This window comes from Nocardia uniformis NBRC 13702 (assembly GCF_001613345.1).
Taxonomy (GTDB): Bacteria; Actinomycetota; Actinomycetes; order Mycobacteriales; family Mycobacteriaceae; genus Nocardia; species Nocardia uniformis.
In genome coordinates this window covers 103639-119141 of record NZ_BDCE01000052.1, presented here as the reverse complement: position 1 = coordinate 119141, position 15503 = coordinate 103639, and the positions used below count along the sequence as shown (strand labels likewise).

Below are 15503 nucleotides of genomic sequence, written 5' to 3'. Positions count from 1 at the left end.
GATCACCCCGCGTCAACTGGCCGACGCGCTGGGCCTGCCCCCGCCCACCGACGAGCAGGCCGCCGTTATCGCTGCCCCGCCCGGCCCCACCCTGGTCGTCGCGGGTGCGGGGGCGGGTAAAACCGAGACCATGGCGGCCCGCGTGGTCTGGATGGTCGCCAATGGCCTCGTCGAACCCGAACAGGTGCTGGGTCTCACCTTCACCCGAAAAGCCGCCCAGCAGTTGACCTCCCGTATTCGTACCCGCCTGGCGCGGCTCGCCGGCTCGCCCCTGGTGCGCGAAATCGATCCGACGGGGCACCTGCGCGCCCTGCTCACCGGTTCCGAGCCGGAGATCAGCACCTACCACTCCTACGCGGGCCGCCTGCTCACCGAACACGGCCTACTCATTCCCGTCGAACCCAATGCCACCCTGCTCACCCAGACCCAGCTCTGGCAGTTGGCCTTCCGGGTCGTCTCCACCTGGGACGGCGACCTCGATACCGACCGCACCCCGGTCTCGGTCACCGAGGCCGTTCTCGCCCTCTCCGGTCAACTCGCCGAACACCTGGTCCAGCCGAACCGATTACGCGATGCCCACGGGGAATTGGACCGCCTCATCCACACCCTGCCCGCCGGTCCCAAACAGCGCGGCGGACCCAAGAAGGCGCTCCTGGACCTGCTCGATGTCCAACAGGAACGCGTCTCCCTGCTGCCCCTGGTGGAACGCGTAGCCGAAGAACTCCGCCGCCGCGGCGCCCTCGACTTCGGCGCGCAGATGTCGCTGTCCGCCCGCCTGGCCGCCGAACACCCCGAGGTCGCCAGGGCCGAACGCGAACGCTTCCGCCTCGTCCTCCTCGACGAATACCAGGACACCGGCCATTCCCAACGCATTCTGCTGGCATCGCTGTTCGGCGGCGGTGCAACGACATCGGTTGCCGCCGCCGGACCGTCGCCATTACTGGGGGACGGCGGTAACTCCCGGTACCGGCCGCTGGCCGTGACCGCTGTCGGCGACCCGATGCAGTCGATCTACGGCTGGCGCGGTGCGTCGGCCGCGAACCTGCCGCGGTTCGCCACCGACTTCCCCTGCGCACCAGGCGTTCCCGCGCCGATTCTGCCGCTGCTCACCAGCTGGCGGAATCCGCCGGAGGCCCTGGACCTGGCGAATCTGGTCGCCGATCCGCTGCGCCACCGGGCGGCCGAGGGCGGCGGTGTCACGGTGGACGCCCTGCGACCGCGCCCCGATGCGACACCGGGCGTGGTGGCGTTCGCGCTCACCGACACCGTGGTGGCGGAACGCGATTGGGTCGCCGAACGAATCGCCGTCGAGTGGGAGGCGGCCGCCGATGCCGGGGAACCGTCGCCCACGTCGGCGGTGCTGGTGCGCCGCAATGCCGATGCGGCTCCGCTCGCGGAAGCCCTGCGCGAGCGCGGATTACCGGTGGAGATCGTCGGTTTGGGCGGGCTGCTGCACACACCCGAGGTGGCCGATATCGTCGCCACCCTGCGCCTGATCGCCGACCCGTCGGCCGGTAGCGCCGCCATTCGTATTCTCACCGGAGCCCGCTGGCGCATCGGTGTCGCCGATATCGCCGCCCTGTCCCGCCGTGCCCGCGAACTGTCCATTCGGCAACCCGCCGGACAGGATGCCGCGATCACCGACACCACCACCCTCGACGAGGCGCTGCGCGAGGTCGCGCCGGAACCCTCCGAACGGGCCGGACTGGCCGATGCGATTGCCGACCCCGGTGCGGCGGAACAGTATTCGGTCCAGGGCTATCAACGCATTATCGCGCTCGGTCAGGAGCTCACCGCGCTGCGCGAGCGCAGCGGTCAGCCGCTGGCCGAACTCGTGGCCGATGTCGAACGCACCATCGGCGTCGGTGTGGAAACACAGGCCCGCCGCGCCACCGCCGGTGCGGGCGCGGGCCGCGAACACCTCGACGCCTTCGCGGAGGTGGTATCCGGATACGCCGTCGACCACCGGTCCTCGCTCACCGGCCTGCTCGCCTTCCTGGCCGCCGCCGAGGAGGTCGAAAACGGCTTGGAGCCGGGCGAAGTGGAGGTTGCCCGCGACCGGGTACAGGTGCTGACCGTGCACGCCGCCAAGGGCCTGGAATGGGAGGTGGTGGCCGTCCCGCACGTGGTCGACGGCACCTTCCCCTCCGGCACCGGCACCACCACCTGGTTGGGCGCACTCGCCGAACTCCCGACCGCCCTGCGCGGTGACCGCCAGCGCGACGACTCCACCGACGGCGTCCCCGTACTCGACCTCGCCGATATCTACGACCGCGCCGACCTCGAACGCGCCCTCGACGCGCACAAGAAGGCTCTCGCCAGCCGCCGCATCGACGAGGAGCGCCGCCTCTTCTATGTCGCCCTCACCAGAACCGAACGCGTGCTGTTCGTCTCCGCTCACCACTGGGCCGAAACCGGTTCGAAACCCAAGGGCCCCAGCGACTTCCTGCTGGATCTGAAGCACGCCGCCGAACAACCCGGACCGCTGGCCCGAGCCCTCCGTATCGACCGCTGGGACGACCCGCCGCCCCCGGAAACCGCCAACCCCTTCACCGACAATCCGCAAACCGCGTACTGGCCCCGCGACCCCCTCGGTACCCGCCGCACCGATGTGGAGGCAGCGGCGAGCCTGGTCCGCGCCGCCCTGACCGCCGTGCGCGACGAACAGCGTCGCGAATCCCAGGGCGTACAAACCGAATTGGATTTCGGCCTCTTCGGCAACAGCATGGCCGACGGTGGCGAGCCCGAAACGGTCGGCGGTGACTCCGCCGACCCGATCACCGATTTCCACGACGACGCGGAATCGCTCGACGCACTGCTCGACCCACACGCGGCCGATCCCGACGGCTGGGAAGCCGACGTCGATGCCCTGCTCGCCGAGTATCTCGCCGCGGAACAATCCGCCCGTGAGGTCGAACTGCCCGGCCAGCTCCCCGCCACCGCGCTGGTCGACCTGCATTCCGACCCGGCCAAACTCGCCGCCCGCCTGCGCCGTCCCCTCCCGTTCCCGCCCAGCCCCTATGCCCGCCGCGGCACCGCCTTCCACGCCTGGCTGCAACGCTGGTTCGGCGCCACCCGGCTACTCGGCCTCGACGAACTCCCCGGCGCATCCGATAGCGCCGATACCGACGCCGACCTCATGCGCCTGCAGGAAGCGTTCCTCGCCTCCGAATGGGCCGACCGCAACCCCGTCGATGTCGAGGTCGCCTTCGAAACCACGCTGGCGGGCACCGTCATTCGCGGCCGCATCGACGCGGTATTCCGCGAACCCGACGGCCGCTGGATGGTGGTGGACTGGAAGACCGGCGCGGAACCCGCCCCCGCGGAGGAATCGGCCGTCGCGATCCAGCTGGCCGTCTACCGCCTCGCCTGGGCCCGCCTGCTCGCCGCCCGCACCGGCGAGACCGAGGCCGCCGCGCTCGACCGGATCGGCGCGGCGTTCCACTACATCCGCACCGGCCGCACCATCGCCCCCGAATACCTCGCCGGTCCAGCCGAGCTCGCCCAGCTGATCGGCGCCGCCGCACCCACGAGCCCTGACCCGGACAATCCGAATGAGCCCGACTCTGTCAGTCCTGAGAATTGAGACTTCAGGGCCACGAACGTGCCGTAGCGAAGCGGAGACGGAGAATTCAGCTACGCTGCGGTGCTGTGCCGCAGCTAGTTACCCTCGGAATGGCCGGTGATTCCCATGTTCGGTGATTCGTCAGGTCCGTTGGGCAGGGTCACCGACCGCCCGGATTTCGCCCTGGTGGGGCTCGTCCGAGTACCGGAAACGCTGACCAGTCCGTGGCGGGCGCTGTGGCGTCGGGTCGGGTTCGCCATCCTCGTACTGCTCACCGCAACCGTAGTGACCTACATCGGTCGCGACGGGTACGCGGACAACACCAAGGATGAGCTGACCGCGCTGGATGCGCTGTACTACGCGACAGTGTCGCTGTCGACCACCGGCTACGGCGACATCACGCCGGTCACGGCGGAAGCCCGGCTGACCAATATTCTCGTCATCACCCCGCTGCGGATCCTCTTCCTCATCATCCTGGTCGGCACCACCCTGTCGGTGCTGACCGAACGGTCCCGGCAGGCTTTCAAGATTCAGCGATGGAGGCACACCGTGCGCAATCACACCGTGGTCGTCGGCTACGGCACCAAGGGCCGCACCGCGATCGACGCCATGCTCGGCGACGGCATGAAACCCGCCGCGATCGTGGTGGTCGATACCGACGCGAATATGTTGGAGCGCGCCGCCAACGCGGGCCTGGTGACGGTGCACGGCACGGCCACCCAGTCGGATGTGCTGCGCCTGGCGGGTGTGCAGAGCGCGGCCGCGGTGGTGGTCGCCACCAACCGCGACGACACTGCGGTCCTGGTCACCCTCACCGCCCGCGAAATCAATCCGAAGGCCAAGATCGTGGCCTCCATCCGCGAGGCCGAGAACACTCACCTGCTGCGCCAGTCCGGTGCGGATTCGGTGGTGGTGTCCTCGGAGACGGCGGGCCGTCTGCTCGGTATCGCCACCACCACCCCCAGCGTGGTGGACATGATCGAGGATCTGCTCACCCCGGAGGCCGGTTTCGCCATTGCCGAACGCGACGTGGAGCCGGAGGAGATCGGGGGTTCGCCGCGCCACCTCAGCGATATCGTTCTCGGCGTCCTGCGCGAAGGCCGACTCATCCGCGTCAGCGAACCGGAGGTCGACACCCTGGAGTCCCGGGACAAACTCCTGTATCTGCGCAATGAGAAACTCCTGAAGGCGCCCGCGTCGAAGCGCAGGGCAGAATAAACAGAGTGTCAGACTTTCAGCTCAGTGGTGTTCCGCTGCTTTCGCGTTCCACACTCGATCGGGCGGAGGATCTCCGCACCGATGAGCAGGCCCTCAAGGCAGGGTGGGAGCGCGCGAAGCTGGTACGAATGAACAAGCGCGGCCAGATCCGCGTCGACGGCCACGTGGTGGTGCTGGACGAGGCGCTGTCGCTGTCCGCGGAACCGTCGCCAAAGGCGGTATTCCTCGGTATCGACGGCGATACCCACCTGTGGGCGGTACGCGATAACGATATCGAGGGTGAACTCGCCGACCTCCGCGCCGCCGGGGCCACCCTGGAGCTGAGTGATTTCAGCGCCGGTCTGCTCTCCACCGCCATCGCCCTGCTGAACTGGCACGACCGGGCCCGCTTCAGCGCCGCCGACGGCACCCCGACCACCCTGTCGAATGCCGGTTGGTCGCGCACCAGCGAATCCGGGTACGAGGAATTCCCGCGTATCGACCCGGCCATTATCTGCCTCATTCACGACGGCGGTGATCGTGTCCTGCTGGCCCGCCAGCACACCTGGCCAGAGGGCCTGTTCTCGCTGCTGGCCGGTTTCGTGGAGGCCGGTGAATGCCTGGAACGCTGCGTCGAGCGCGAGATCAAGGAGGAGGTCGGCGTCGATGTCAGCGATATCCGCTACCTCGGCAGCCAGCCGTGGCCGTTCCCGCGCTCGCTCATGCTGGGTTTCGCGGCCCACGCCGATCCGGAGCAGCCGGTGCGATTCCACGACGGCGAGATCGTCGAGGCGCACTGGTTCACTCGCGCCGAAGTGCAGACGGCACTCGAGGCCGGTGCGTGGGGGACCGGCGACGGCGGCGCCAATACCCGTCTGCTGCTTCCGGGTTCGATTTCCATTGCGCGCACCATTGTCGAATCATGGGCCGCCGCAGCGTAATCGGGCTTCGCCACGAAGCCGCACACCCCCTCGGGAGTGTGCGGCTTTTCCGTTCCGGCGTGAATTCGTGCGCACCGATCAGCTGATCGCGGCAAGCGCCTTCTTCACCTCGGCCAGGCTCGGATTGGTGGCGGTGGACCCGTCGCTGTACTTGATCGTGGGCACCACGTGATTGCCGTTATTGACGCTGCCGACGAACTCGGCGGCCGCGGGGTCATCCTCGATATCGATGACGCTATAGGTGATGCCCGCCTCGTCGAGCTGAGTCCGCAGGCGGCGGCAATAGCCGCACCAGGTCGTCGAGTACATGGTCAGGTCCGTTGCAGTCACGGTGTGTGCAACGTCGGCCCACCTGATCGTGTTCCCGGTGGTCGCGGCCACGTGCCCGCCGCCCGGCTCTCCCACAACAGCGGCCAGCCGATCGCCAACGTGACAACTGATCTATGGAGATTCGGGGTAACTCACCGGGGACGCCCAAAATTGTGTCGCCACTCAACCGCCGGCACGCGTGCACAACAGACGACGGCTCTCGGCCGGGCGCTGAATGCTCGGGGAGGCGGGGGAGCTCGGGGTAACTCACCGGGTACGCCCAAAATTGTGTTGCTACCCAACCGCCGGCACGCGTGCACGACAGACGACGGCTCTCGGCCGGGCGCTGAATACTCGGGGAGGCGGGGAGCTCTGTCGGAGGTGGCTGCCATGATGGTGCGCGTGCCGGTCACCACCCCTCAGTCCAGCGACCGCCTCCGCGTCGACGAGCTCGACCCGGAACAGGCTGCGGCCGTGCGTGCCCCACGCGGCCCGGTCTGTGTCCTAGCCGGGGCGGGTACCGGCAAGACCCGCACCATTACCCACCGCATCGGCCATCTCGTCTCGGCGGGGCACGTGCGTGCCGAGCAGGTCCTGGCCGTCACCTTCACCGCACGTGCGGCAGGGGAATTGCGGGGCCGACTGCGCTCGCTCGGCTTCGGCGGTGAAACCGCCCAGGTACAGGCCCGGACCTTCCACGCGGCCGCGCTCCGGCAGCTGCGCTATTTCTGGCCGCAGGTCATCGGTGATGTGCCCTGGAAGCTGGTCGACAGCAAATTCCCCATTGTGGCCCAGGCCGCGCGGGGCACCGGCCTGTCGACGGCCTCGGACAGCGTTCGCGATCTACTGAGCGAAATCGAGTGGGCGAAGGGCAGTCTCATCGCCCCCGAGGACTATCCGGACGCCGTGGCCCGGCGGCACCGCGAAATCCCGTACGACGCGGCCAAGATCGCCGCTGTCTACTCGGCGTACGAATCGCTGAAGATCACCCCCGACGGCATGATGCTGGACTTCGACGATCTGCTGCTGCACACCGCCGCCGCCATCGAGGAGAATTCCGGTGTGGCCGAGGAGTTCCGCGGCCGCTATCGCTGCTTCGTCGTCGATGAGTATCAGGACGTCACCCCGCTGCAGCAGCGCGTACTCGACGCCTGGCTCGGTGACCGCGACGACCTGACCGTGGTCGGGGACGCGAATCAGACCATCTACTCCTTCACCGGTGCGAGCCCCGCCTTCCTACTGGACTTCTCCCGCCGCTTCCCGGATGCGACGGTGGTGCGGCTGGAACGCGACTACCGCTCCACCCCTCAGGTGGTGTCGCTCGCCAACCGGGTGATCGGTGCGGCCCGCGGCCGGATCGCGGGTACCCGGCTGCAACTCATCGGCCAGCGCGCCGACGGTCCCGAACCCACCTTCGCCGAATACGACGACGAGCCCGCCGAGGCCGCGGCCGCCGCGCGCGGTATCGCCACACTGATCGGCCAGGGCGTGCCCGCCGCCGAGATCGCCGTGCTGTACCGCATCAATGCCCAGTCCGAGGTATACGAGCAGGCGCTCACCGAGGCGGGTATCCCGTATCAGGTTCGCGGCGGTGAGGGGTTCTTCATGCGCCCCGAGGTACGCCAGGCGCTGAGCACGCTGCGGCAGACCGCTGCTCGCGACGACCTCCCCGATGCCCAGGGCCCGAAACTGGTCAGCCTGGTCCGCGCCGCCCTGGCGCGCATCGGCCTGACCAATGAGGAGCCCGCCGGGGTGCAGGCCCGGGAGCGCTGGTCCTCGCTGATGGCGCTGGTCCAGCTCACCGAGGAACTCGCCGACCACGACGCCGAACTCGATATCTCCGGCCTGCTCCGCGAGCTCGCCGCCCGCTCCGAGGCCCGCCATCCGCCGACGGTGCAGGGCGTCACCCTGGCATCCCTGCACGCCGCCAAGGGGCTGGAGTGGGACGCCGTGTTCCTGGTCGGCCTCGCCGACGGCACCGTCCCCATCGCCCACGTCCTCGGCCCCGACAGCACGGTCTCCGATGAGGCGGCCCTCGAGGAGGAGCGCCGCCTCCTCTATGTCGGCGTCACCCGGGCCCGCGAACACCTGCACCTGTCCTGGGCGCTGGCCCGCACCGAGGGTGGTCGCAAATCCCGCCGCCGCTCCCGCTTCCTGGTCGGCTTGGTCCCCGACGACTCCCCGGCATCGCGCATAGCCCAGCAGCATCCCACCGACCGCCGCGGTCCCAAGCGGGTCCACCCCACCTGCCGAATCTGCGGCCGTCCCCTGCTCAATACCACCGCCACCATGCTCGGCCGCTGCTCCCGCTGCCCCGCCGATCTGGATGCGGAACTCCTCGCCACCCTCAAGGACTGGCGCAAGGAGAAAGCCGATGAGCTCTCCCTCCCGCACTTCGTCATTTTCAGCGACACCACCCTGACCGCCATTGCCGAACAGCTCCCCACCGATGACCGAGCCCTGGTCGCCATCCCCGGCATCGGTGCCAAGAAGCTACAGGCCTACGGGGCCGACGTGCTGGCCATCGTCCAATCCCGCAGCCGCGCACAGTTCTAGATCAACTAGGCGAAGAAGTTCACAAAAACGCAGGTCAAAAATAGGTTGTGCACACATGTATCACCCGCTTAGGGTGGTCAACATGCAACCGGGGTCACCCGGCATGCACAAGTACTTCGATCGCAACGAGTTCAGGAGGGAGGCAGACCAATGACTTCGATCAACACGTCTTACATCGACACCGCTTGCATCGACGCCGCGACGACCTTGTCGATGCAACAGATTGTGCCGTCCGTCGAGTCGGCCTCCCGGGGGATCCTCGCCATGCGGGGGATTCGTCTGTCCAGCGTCCGCGGCAGTGTTGTCGGCGTTTTCGGCGTTCACAAGAATTTCGAAACCGATCTTTATGCGCCTCAGCACATCGTGATGCAGGACAAGCCCAAGGGTGACTGGCAGCCGACCGCGGATTCCGCGATCTTCGGCGCAGTCGGCGATACCGGACTCCGTCCGGCACATCTGCCGGCTGCAGCCCGCACCCGCAATGCCCACCCAGCGACCGTGATCAGGAGTCGACACCGAAGTCGACTCAGGTAGGGAAGACCTCCCACACCACCGGCCACGGATCGCCCAGAAGCGAAACCGTGGCCATATTTATATCGGCCTCCAGCCACGGCACCGGTTTCGCGAAAGACAACCGCCGCACGAGCTGAAGGAGAACGACGTGTCTACCACGGTTACCCGTGACCGCGTGACATGCCGCAATACCGTGGCCGCTACTACCCGCACCCGCCGGGGAGTCGCCACCCTCAACATCCCTTGCCGGGACGGTAACCCCGATCTCTGGTTCGCGGAGAGCCCCGCTCAGCTGGAAGAGGCCAAGGTGCTGTGCGCCGGCTGCCCGATCCGGCAGCGTTGCCTGTCGGCCGCCAAGGATCGCGCCGAGCCCTGGGGTGTGTGGGGTGGCGAGATCTTCGACCAGGGTGTCGTGATCGAACGCAAGCGGCCTCGCGGCCGCCCTCGCAAGGTCGCGGTGGCGTGAACGGCTCAGGCCCGAAGGCGGCAGCTTGCGTAACCACGCAGGGCCGCTGCTCACGCCAGAGAGGACAGAGCGTGAGCGGCTCAGGCCCGGAGGCGGCAGCTTGCGTAACCACGCAGGGCCGCTGCTCACGCCAGAGAGGACAGAGCGTGAACGGCTCAGGCCCGGAGGCGGCAGCTTGCGTAACCACGCAGGGCCGCCGCTCACGCCAGATTGATCACGGCATGAGCCCCGAATCAGACGGGGGCATTGATCGCATACGACCCGCTCACTGCGCAGTGAGCGGGTCGTTTTGCGTCCGGGGAGATAGTGCGTTGTGGGGGAGTTGATTTCAGCTCGGGGGCGTCAGCTGGCTCGGCGGTTCTCCAGGTAACCGGGGACCCAGTCCTGGACGAGCTTCATGAACGGCAGTTCGGCGTCCAGTTGGGCGCAGATACCGATCGAACCACCGAGCACCCGGAAGATCATTACGTGTTCGGCCGGAAGTTGCAGGGCGCGAGCGGTTTTCATCTCCGCACTGGAGATATCGGTGGCCTTGCCCGCCACCCGCTGCATCCAGCGTCGCGTGAAGTGGAAGGTCTCGGTCTTGATGGGGTCGGTGAAGGGTCGCAGGTAATCCTGAATCTCCTGATGGCTCACCTGTTTACCGGGAATCACCCAACCATTGGTGTGCATGAGTTCGGTGAGTTCGTCGAAACGCTCCTCGACGGCGAGCGCCACCATCTCACCCAGGATGGGCGGGAATCCCTTGGGCAGCGGGGCGCACGCGCCGTAGTCGATGACGGCGAGACGGCCGTCCTCGAGCATCATGAAATTGCCCGGATGCGGATCGGCGTGCAGCAGGCCCGCGATCGCCGGTGAGGAGAAATGGAATTCGCCCATCAGGCCCGCGACGCGATTGCGAAGTTCCACGGTGCCCGCCGGATCGGCATTGCCCTGGTTGATGATCTTCGAGATCGGGGTGGCATTGTCCAGCCATTCGGTGACGATCACCTTGGGCGCGCTGGCCACCACCTTCGGCACCAGGAAACGCGCATGCCCGTCGAAGGCCTTGGCGAACTGGCGCTGGTGCCCGCCCTCGATGCGGTAGTCCAACTCTTCCTCGGTGCGCTCGCTGATCTCGGCGAGTACGGGCTTCACATCGGCACCCGGAATCAGGGTGCCGAGCATCCCCGCCATGCGATTGAGGGTTTTGAGGTCCGCCCGCAGTGCCTCGTCCGCTCCCGGATACTGCACCTTCACCGCGACAATGCGTCCATCGGACCATTCGGCCTTGTGCACCTGCCCGATACTGGCGGAGGCGGTGGGCTCATCGTCGAAATGCTTGAACCGTTGCCGCCACCCCGTCCCCAGTTGCTGATCCAGCTGTCGGTGTACGGCGGCCGCGGGCATGGGTGGCGCGGCGGCCTGCAGTTTGGTCAGTGCTTCGCGGTAGTGCTCGCCGAACTCCTCCGGTACGGCGGCCTCCATCACGCTCAGCGCCTGCCCGAATTTCATGGCACCGCCCTTGAGCTCACCGAGTACCGCGAACAACTGTTCGGCGGCCCGCTGGTTGAGCTCGGCGTTGATTTCCTTTTTGTCGCCCCCGGCGAGCTTGCGACCGAACCCTACGGCCGCCCGTCCTGCGATGCCGAGTGGAATCTTGGCCAACTTGGCATTGCGGGAGGAGCGGCGGCTCACAATCTCAGACACGTCCCCATCATGGCCGACGTACCAGTAAATGTGCCATGGGAATTGGATGTTCTTCATGGTCTCCATAAGTAGTGTCCTCCGTCACACTCGGGCGTGAGCTGGGCTTTCGCGGCAAACACAGGCTGGATGCGGTGGCCAGACCCGGCGATCGAGTTGGCGCGAATCCAGATTCAGTTCCAAAGTCGCGTCGAAGGTGACAGGTGGATGGTCGGTCGAACCCGCCGCGACGGCCTCTATTTCGGCCAGTGCCAGGCCGACGGTGGCGGCGATTCCGGCGGGGGAGGCCTGACCGACCCGGCCGAGGAGTTGGGCGGCCAGGTGCGGCCAATCGGGATCGTGTTCGATGCGATGGAGATCGGCGCAGTGCAGGCAACTGGTGATACCGGGCAGGACGAGCGGGCCGATGACACCGCGACCGTCCCGAATGCGCACCTGCAGATGCGGAATATGCCGCCGGACAAGTTCTTCGACCAGGTCCGGCGCGGGCACCAGGACATCGGCCAGCACCACCAGGTCCGGATGGCGGCCATTGAATGGGACCTGATGCGCGCGGGAGTGACTGGGACGCACGCCGATCCGCCGTAGCTCACGCAGCAGCGCGTCCGAGAGCGGACCCCGCCCGTACACATGCGCGCAGCGCACCCGCGCGGCGGAGGTGGGGTGTGCCGATAGCAGACCGGCAGCGCCGATCTCCGCCAGCAGCGACAGCGCGGTGGTGCTGTCCACGCCGAATTCCCGTGCTCGCCACAGAATCTGCGCTCGGGTCCGCAACCCGTCCAGCAGCCGTAGGAAGGCCAGCACCGTCGCGGCATCCATACCGGCCGGATGCAACTGCAGCGCCTGCCCGGGATCCCAGCCGAGCTGGACTGCGCCACTGCGCCGCACCAGCACCGCCACCCGGGGATGCAGCATCGGATTGTGAACGCGCGTGCTCATATCAGCAGTATGCGCACCACCGCTCTGGTATCCACCGCCAAAAATAGGCCCTGAGCAGGGTTTTCAACCTTCATCCACAGGTCGCCGCCGAACTGCTCACAGGATGCCGGAATGACGACCAATGGCGATCAATGACGCTCGGTCAGACAGACCCGGTATGTCAGGCGTCGTCGCCCTTGGCGGGGCCGTCGCCGGAACCCTCGGTCTTCTGGTCGCGCTCGAGCTTCTCCCGCGCCTCGGTTTCCGCCAGCTGTGCCAGCGGATCATCGAAAGCGGTTGTGCCGCCCCCGATCAGAGTGTCGATAAAGGCCGCTGGAGTATCCAGGTCGGCGGAGTCGGGCAGCAGGTCCGGATGTGCCCACACCCCGTCGCGCTTCTCGATGCCGGCATCGGTGGTGACTCGACGCCATAGCGCGGTGGCCTCGCGGACCTTGCGCGGGCGCAGTTCCAATCCGACCAGCGTGGCGAAGGTCTGTTCGGCCGGGCCACCGGTGGCGCGTCGGCGGCGCAGCGTTTCGGCCAGTGCGCCCGCCCCGGGTAGTCGGTCGCCGACCGCATCGGTCACCACGACCTCGACCCAGCCCTCGATCAGGGCGAGCAGCGTCTCCAGGCGCTCCAGCGCCGCCTTCTGCTCGGGGGTGGTCTGCGGCTCGAAAGTGCCTTGCGACAGTAACTCTTCCAACTTGGACGGGTCGGACAGCGACATGGGGTCGATACCCTGCGCGGCCTCCTCGATGGCCGAGAAGTCCATTCGGATACCGCGCGCGTAGTCCTCCACCGCGCCCAGCACCTGCTGCCGCAGCCACGGCACATGGACGAACAGTCGCTGATGCGCGACCTCGCGGGCCGCCAGATAGACGAGGATCTCGCTCTCCGGACGTTCCAGTCCGGCGCTGAATTCGGAAACGGCGGTGGGCAGCAACGCCGCGGTGCCGTCCGGGCCGAGCGGCAGGCCGATATCGGTGGAGGTCAGCACCTCCTTGGCCAGCTGCCCCAGGGCCTGGCCCAGCTGCGAGCCGAAGGCGAGGCCGCCCATCTGGCTCAGCATGCCCATCATCGGACCGGCGAACTGCTTGGCCTCCTCCGGGAGCGTGGAGGTCCACATACCCGAGATCTGCTCGGCCACCGGATCGCACAGCCGCTTCCAGGTCGGCAGGGTCTCCTCTAGCCAGTCATTGGCGGTCCACGCCACCGTCTTCGTCGCGCCCGCGGGCAGCGTGGTGGCGGCGTCGAGCCACAGTTCGGCCAGATGCGCGGCATCGGTGACGGCGCGCTGCGTGCCCTCGGTCACCGGGGTCACGCTGGAACCCAGCTGCTGGCGGGCCAGTCGCTTGGCAACGTCGTAGTTCACCGGGCCCGACTGCGAACCCGGCTGCCCCATACCGCTGAACATGGCGCCGAGTTGGGAGAGCATCTGCCCGAGCTGCGACGGATCGAATCCGCCGGCGCCGCCCGCTCCGCCGGTCAGGAAACCGAACGGATCGTTCGCACTGGAACCCGACTCGCCGCCCGGCTTCTTACGCTCCGGATCGTCGTCGGGGTTCGAGAATCCGAACGGAGTGTCACTCATACCCACTACGTTACTGGAGCCCGCGAACGAGCAACCCGCCGAGCGGAACGCCGCGATCGGGCGCGGCACCAGTACCCTTGGCCGCGTGAACCGTCGGATATTCACCCTGCTCGCCGCCCTGATCCCCATCCTTGTCCTGGGTGCCGTGGGCAGTGTTGTCACCGTTCCATTCGTGGCGCTGGGACCAGGCCCGACCTTCAACACCCTCGGTGAGGTGGGCGGGAAACCTGTGGTCGACGTGCAGGGAGCGGAGGTCGATCCGACCACGGGCAACCTGAACATGACCACGGTCTCCGTTCGCGACGGGCTGAATATTTTCGAGGCGGTCGGCCTGTGGTTGAGCGGTGAGCACGGTCTGGTGCCGCGCGCCGAGGTGTATCCGCCCGGAGTGTCGCGTGACGAGGTCGACAAATCCAATAAGCAGGACTTCAAGGACTCCGAGGACAACGCGGAGCTGGCGGCGCTGCGCTATCTGAAGATGCCGACGGTGGTGACACTGCGCTCCGTCTCCGACGACGGACCCGCCAAGGACGCGCTGCGCAAGGGCGATGAACTCGTGAGCGTGGACGGCAAACCGATCGGCACGGTGCAGGATCTGCTGACCGCGGCATCGGAAACCACACCCGGCACCACCATCGCGGTGGTGATTCGCCGCGACGGTGTCGAGCAGACCGTCGAGGTGACCGTGGGTGCGCGGCCGGACGACGCCGAAAAGGGCTATCTCGGAATCACTCCCACCGAGGCCCCGGCGGGCACGCTGGAGGTGGACTTCAACCTCTCCGAGGTCGGCGGTCCATCCGCGGGACTCATGTTCACCCTGGCGCTGATCGACAAGCTGACCCCCGGCGAACTGAGCGGCGGCAAATTCGTCGCCGGCACCGGGACCATCGATCCCGAGGGCAAGGTCGGCCCCATCGGCGGCATCCAGTACAAGATGATCGCCGCGCGCGATGCCGGGGCCGAAACCTTCCTTGTCCCCGCCGCCAACTGCAATGAGGCGCGCCAGCGCACCCCGGACGGTCTGCGCCTGGTCCGCGTCGAAACCCTCACCAGCGCGGTGGATTCGCTGGACAGCATCAAGGCGGGCAAGGACGCGCCGACCTGCGAGGGTTAGTCCTCCGGCTCGTTGTCCAAGGTCTGCCGCAGCGCCTGGATCACATTGGGCGCGAGATTCGGCGTGGTGCGCAACTCGAGGTCACCGAAGGGATCTTCCTCATCCTCGGTGGGCCGAATGTGCAGCAGCGACAGCGAGGTGCCGCTGCGCAGCACACCCGAGAACAGGCGCGCGTCGCGACGGTCCGGATGGGTTTCGGCGGCGTGGCGCGCGGCACCGTCGGCGGCGTCGCGGTCGGCGAGCAGCGGTGCGATGGCTTCGTCGAGGGTCTGCTCCGCGGCGGGCGGCAGTACCAGAATCTCCTGCACCAGCACCACACCCTCGACGGCGGGCGGCCAACTGGTGGTGGCGAGGAATTCGTCCAGGGCCATCGGATCACCGGTGAGGTCCTCGGGCAGGGAGTCCTGCGCGATGGGGGTGAGCGCCTCGCCGGCGTCGAGCTGATCCAGTAGCGCGGGCTCGGCCGCGACCAGATCCGCGGTCGGCACCAGCGCGAACAGCTGCGGCGGGCGTTCCCACCCCTCACCGTCGGCGAACTCGGCCACTTCGCGGATACACCGGTACAGGGCGGACGCGGACCATTGTTCGGGATTCACGTTGGTAATCCTCGCACCGGGTGCGGCCGCTCCGGAGTCGGGGTCGTGCTC

General features: G+C 67.6%; 12 protein-coding genes. 7 read left to right on the top strand and 5 right to left on the bottom strand.

Features of this window, described 5'->3' with window-relative positions:
- Position 1: 1 nt before the first annotated feature.
- From NU1_RS18135 to nudC, 3 genes are all read left to right on the top strand, one after another.
- Positions 2-3586, top strand: a complete 3585-nt coding sequence (locus NU1_RS18135) for an ATP-dependent helicase (protein ID WP_169815094.1) — start codon at positions 2-4, stop codon at positions 3584-3586.
- 105 nt (positions 3587-3691) lie between these two features.
- Positions 3692-4783 (top strand): potassium channel family protein, encoded by a 1092-nt coding sequence (locus NU1_RS18130; protein WP_067522948.1) that lies wholly within the window; start codon positions 3692-3694, stop codon positions 4781-4783.
- A gap of 5 nt (positions 4784-4788) precedes the next feature.
- Positions 4789-5703, top strand: coding sequence for an NAD(+) diphosphatase (gene nudC, locus NU1_RS18125; protein WP_067522946.1), 915 nt, complete (start codon positions 4789-4791; stop codon positions 5701-5703).
- A gap of 78 nt (positions 5704-5781) precedes the next feature.
- Here nudC and NU1_RS18120 read toward each other — a convergent pair whose 3' ends face one another.
- Positions 5782-6033, bottom strand: coding sequence for a mycoredoxin (locus NU1_RS18120; protein WP_067523046.1), 252 nt, complete (start codon positions 6031-6033; stop codon positions 5782-5784).
- A gap of 369 nt (positions 6034-6402) precedes the next feature.
- Between NU1_RS18120 and NU1_RS18115 the strand changes: the two genes are divergently transcribed.
- From NU1_RS18115 to NU1_RS18105, 3 genes are all read left to right on the top strand, one after another.
- A complete protein-coding gene (locus NU1_RS18115) occupies positions 6403-8568 on the top strand; it encodes an ATP-dependent DNA helicase UvrD2 (RefSeq protein ID WP_067522943.1) in 2166 nt (721 codons plus the stop codon).
- A 150-nt stretch (positions 8569-8718) separates the two neighbouring features.
- Positions 8719-9102, top strand: a complete 384-nt coding sequence (locus NU1_RS18110; protein WP_067522941.1) for a hypothetical protein — start codon at positions 8719-8721, stop codon at positions 9100-9102.
- 172 nt (positions 9103-9274) lie between these two features.
- Positions 9275-9547 (top strand): WhiB family transcriptional regulator, encoded by a 273-nt coding sequence (locus NU1_RS18105; protein WP_169815093.1) that lies wholly within the window; start codon positions 9275-9277, stop codon positions 9545-9547.
- Between the two features lie 342 nt (positions 9548-9889).
- Here NU1_RS18105 and NU1_RS18100 read toward each other — a convergent pair whose 3' ends face one another.
- The 3 genes from NU1_RS18100 to NU1_RS18090 form a co-directional block, all read right to left on the bottom strand.
- Entirely contained in the window at positions 9890-11293 is a 1404-nt protein-coding gene (locus tag NU1_RS18100; RefSeq protein WP_067523045.1) for an ABC1 kinase family protein, read from the bottom strand.
- A 24-nt stretch (positions 11294-11317) separates the two neighbouring features.
- Positions 11318-12172, bottom strand: a complete 855-nt coding sequence (locus NU1_RS18095) for a TOMM precursor leader peptide-binding protein (RefSeq protein WP_067522936.1) — start codon at positions 12170-12172, stop codon at positions 11318-11320.
- A 160-nt stretch (positions 12173-12332) separates the two neighbouring features.
- Complete coding sequence (locus NU1_RS18090; protein ID WP_067522933.1) at positions 12333-13742, bottom strand: zinc-dependent metalloprotease; 1410 nt, start codon at positions 13740-13742, stop codon at positions 12333-12335.
- A gap of 85 nt (positions 13743-13827) precedes the next feature.
- On the opposite strand from NU1_RS18090, the gene NU1_RS18085 reads away from it, so the two are divergent.
- Positions 13828-14856 (top strand): YlbL family protein, encoded by a 1029-nt coding sequence (locus tag NU1_RS18085; RefSeq protein ID WP_084521567.1) that lies wholly within the window; start codon positions 13828-13830, stop codon positions 14854-14856.
- On the opposite strand, the gene NU1_RS18080 is transcribed toward NU1_RS18085, so the two are convergent.
- Positions 14853-15452, bottom strand: coding sequence for a PPA1309 family protein (locus NU1_RS18080; RefSeq protein ID WP_170264191.1), 600 nt, complete (start codon positions 15450-15452; stop codon positions 14853-14855). The genes NU1_RS18085 and NU1_RS18080 overlap by 4 nt on opposite strands.
- Positions 15453-15503: the final 51 nt, after the last annotated feature.

Coding starts and splice junctions, on each gene's coding strand:
- NU1_RS18130 (WP_067522948.1), top strand. CDS start 3,692: ATGTTCGGTGATTCGTCAGGTCCGTTGGGCAGGGTCACCGACCGCCCG.
- NU1_RS18095 (WP_067522936.1), bottom strand. CDS start 12,172: ATGAGCACGCGCGTTCACAATCCGATGCTGCATCCCCGGGTGGCGGTG.
- NU1_RS18090 (WP_067522933.1), bottom strand. CDS start 13,742: ATGAGTGACACTCCGTTCGGATTCTCGAACCCCGACGACGATCCGGAG.
- NU1_RS18115 (WP_067522943.1), top strand. CDS start 6,403: ATGATGGTGCGCGTGCCGGTCACCACCCCTCAGTCCAGCGACCGCCTC.
- NU1_RS18110 (WP_067522941.1), top strand. CDS start 8,719: ATGACTTCGATCAACACGTCTTACATCGACACCGCTTGCATCGACGCC.
- NU1_RS18100 (WP_067523045.1), bottom strand. CDS start 11,293: ATGAAGAACATCCAATTCCCATGGCACATTTACTGGTACGTCGGCCAT.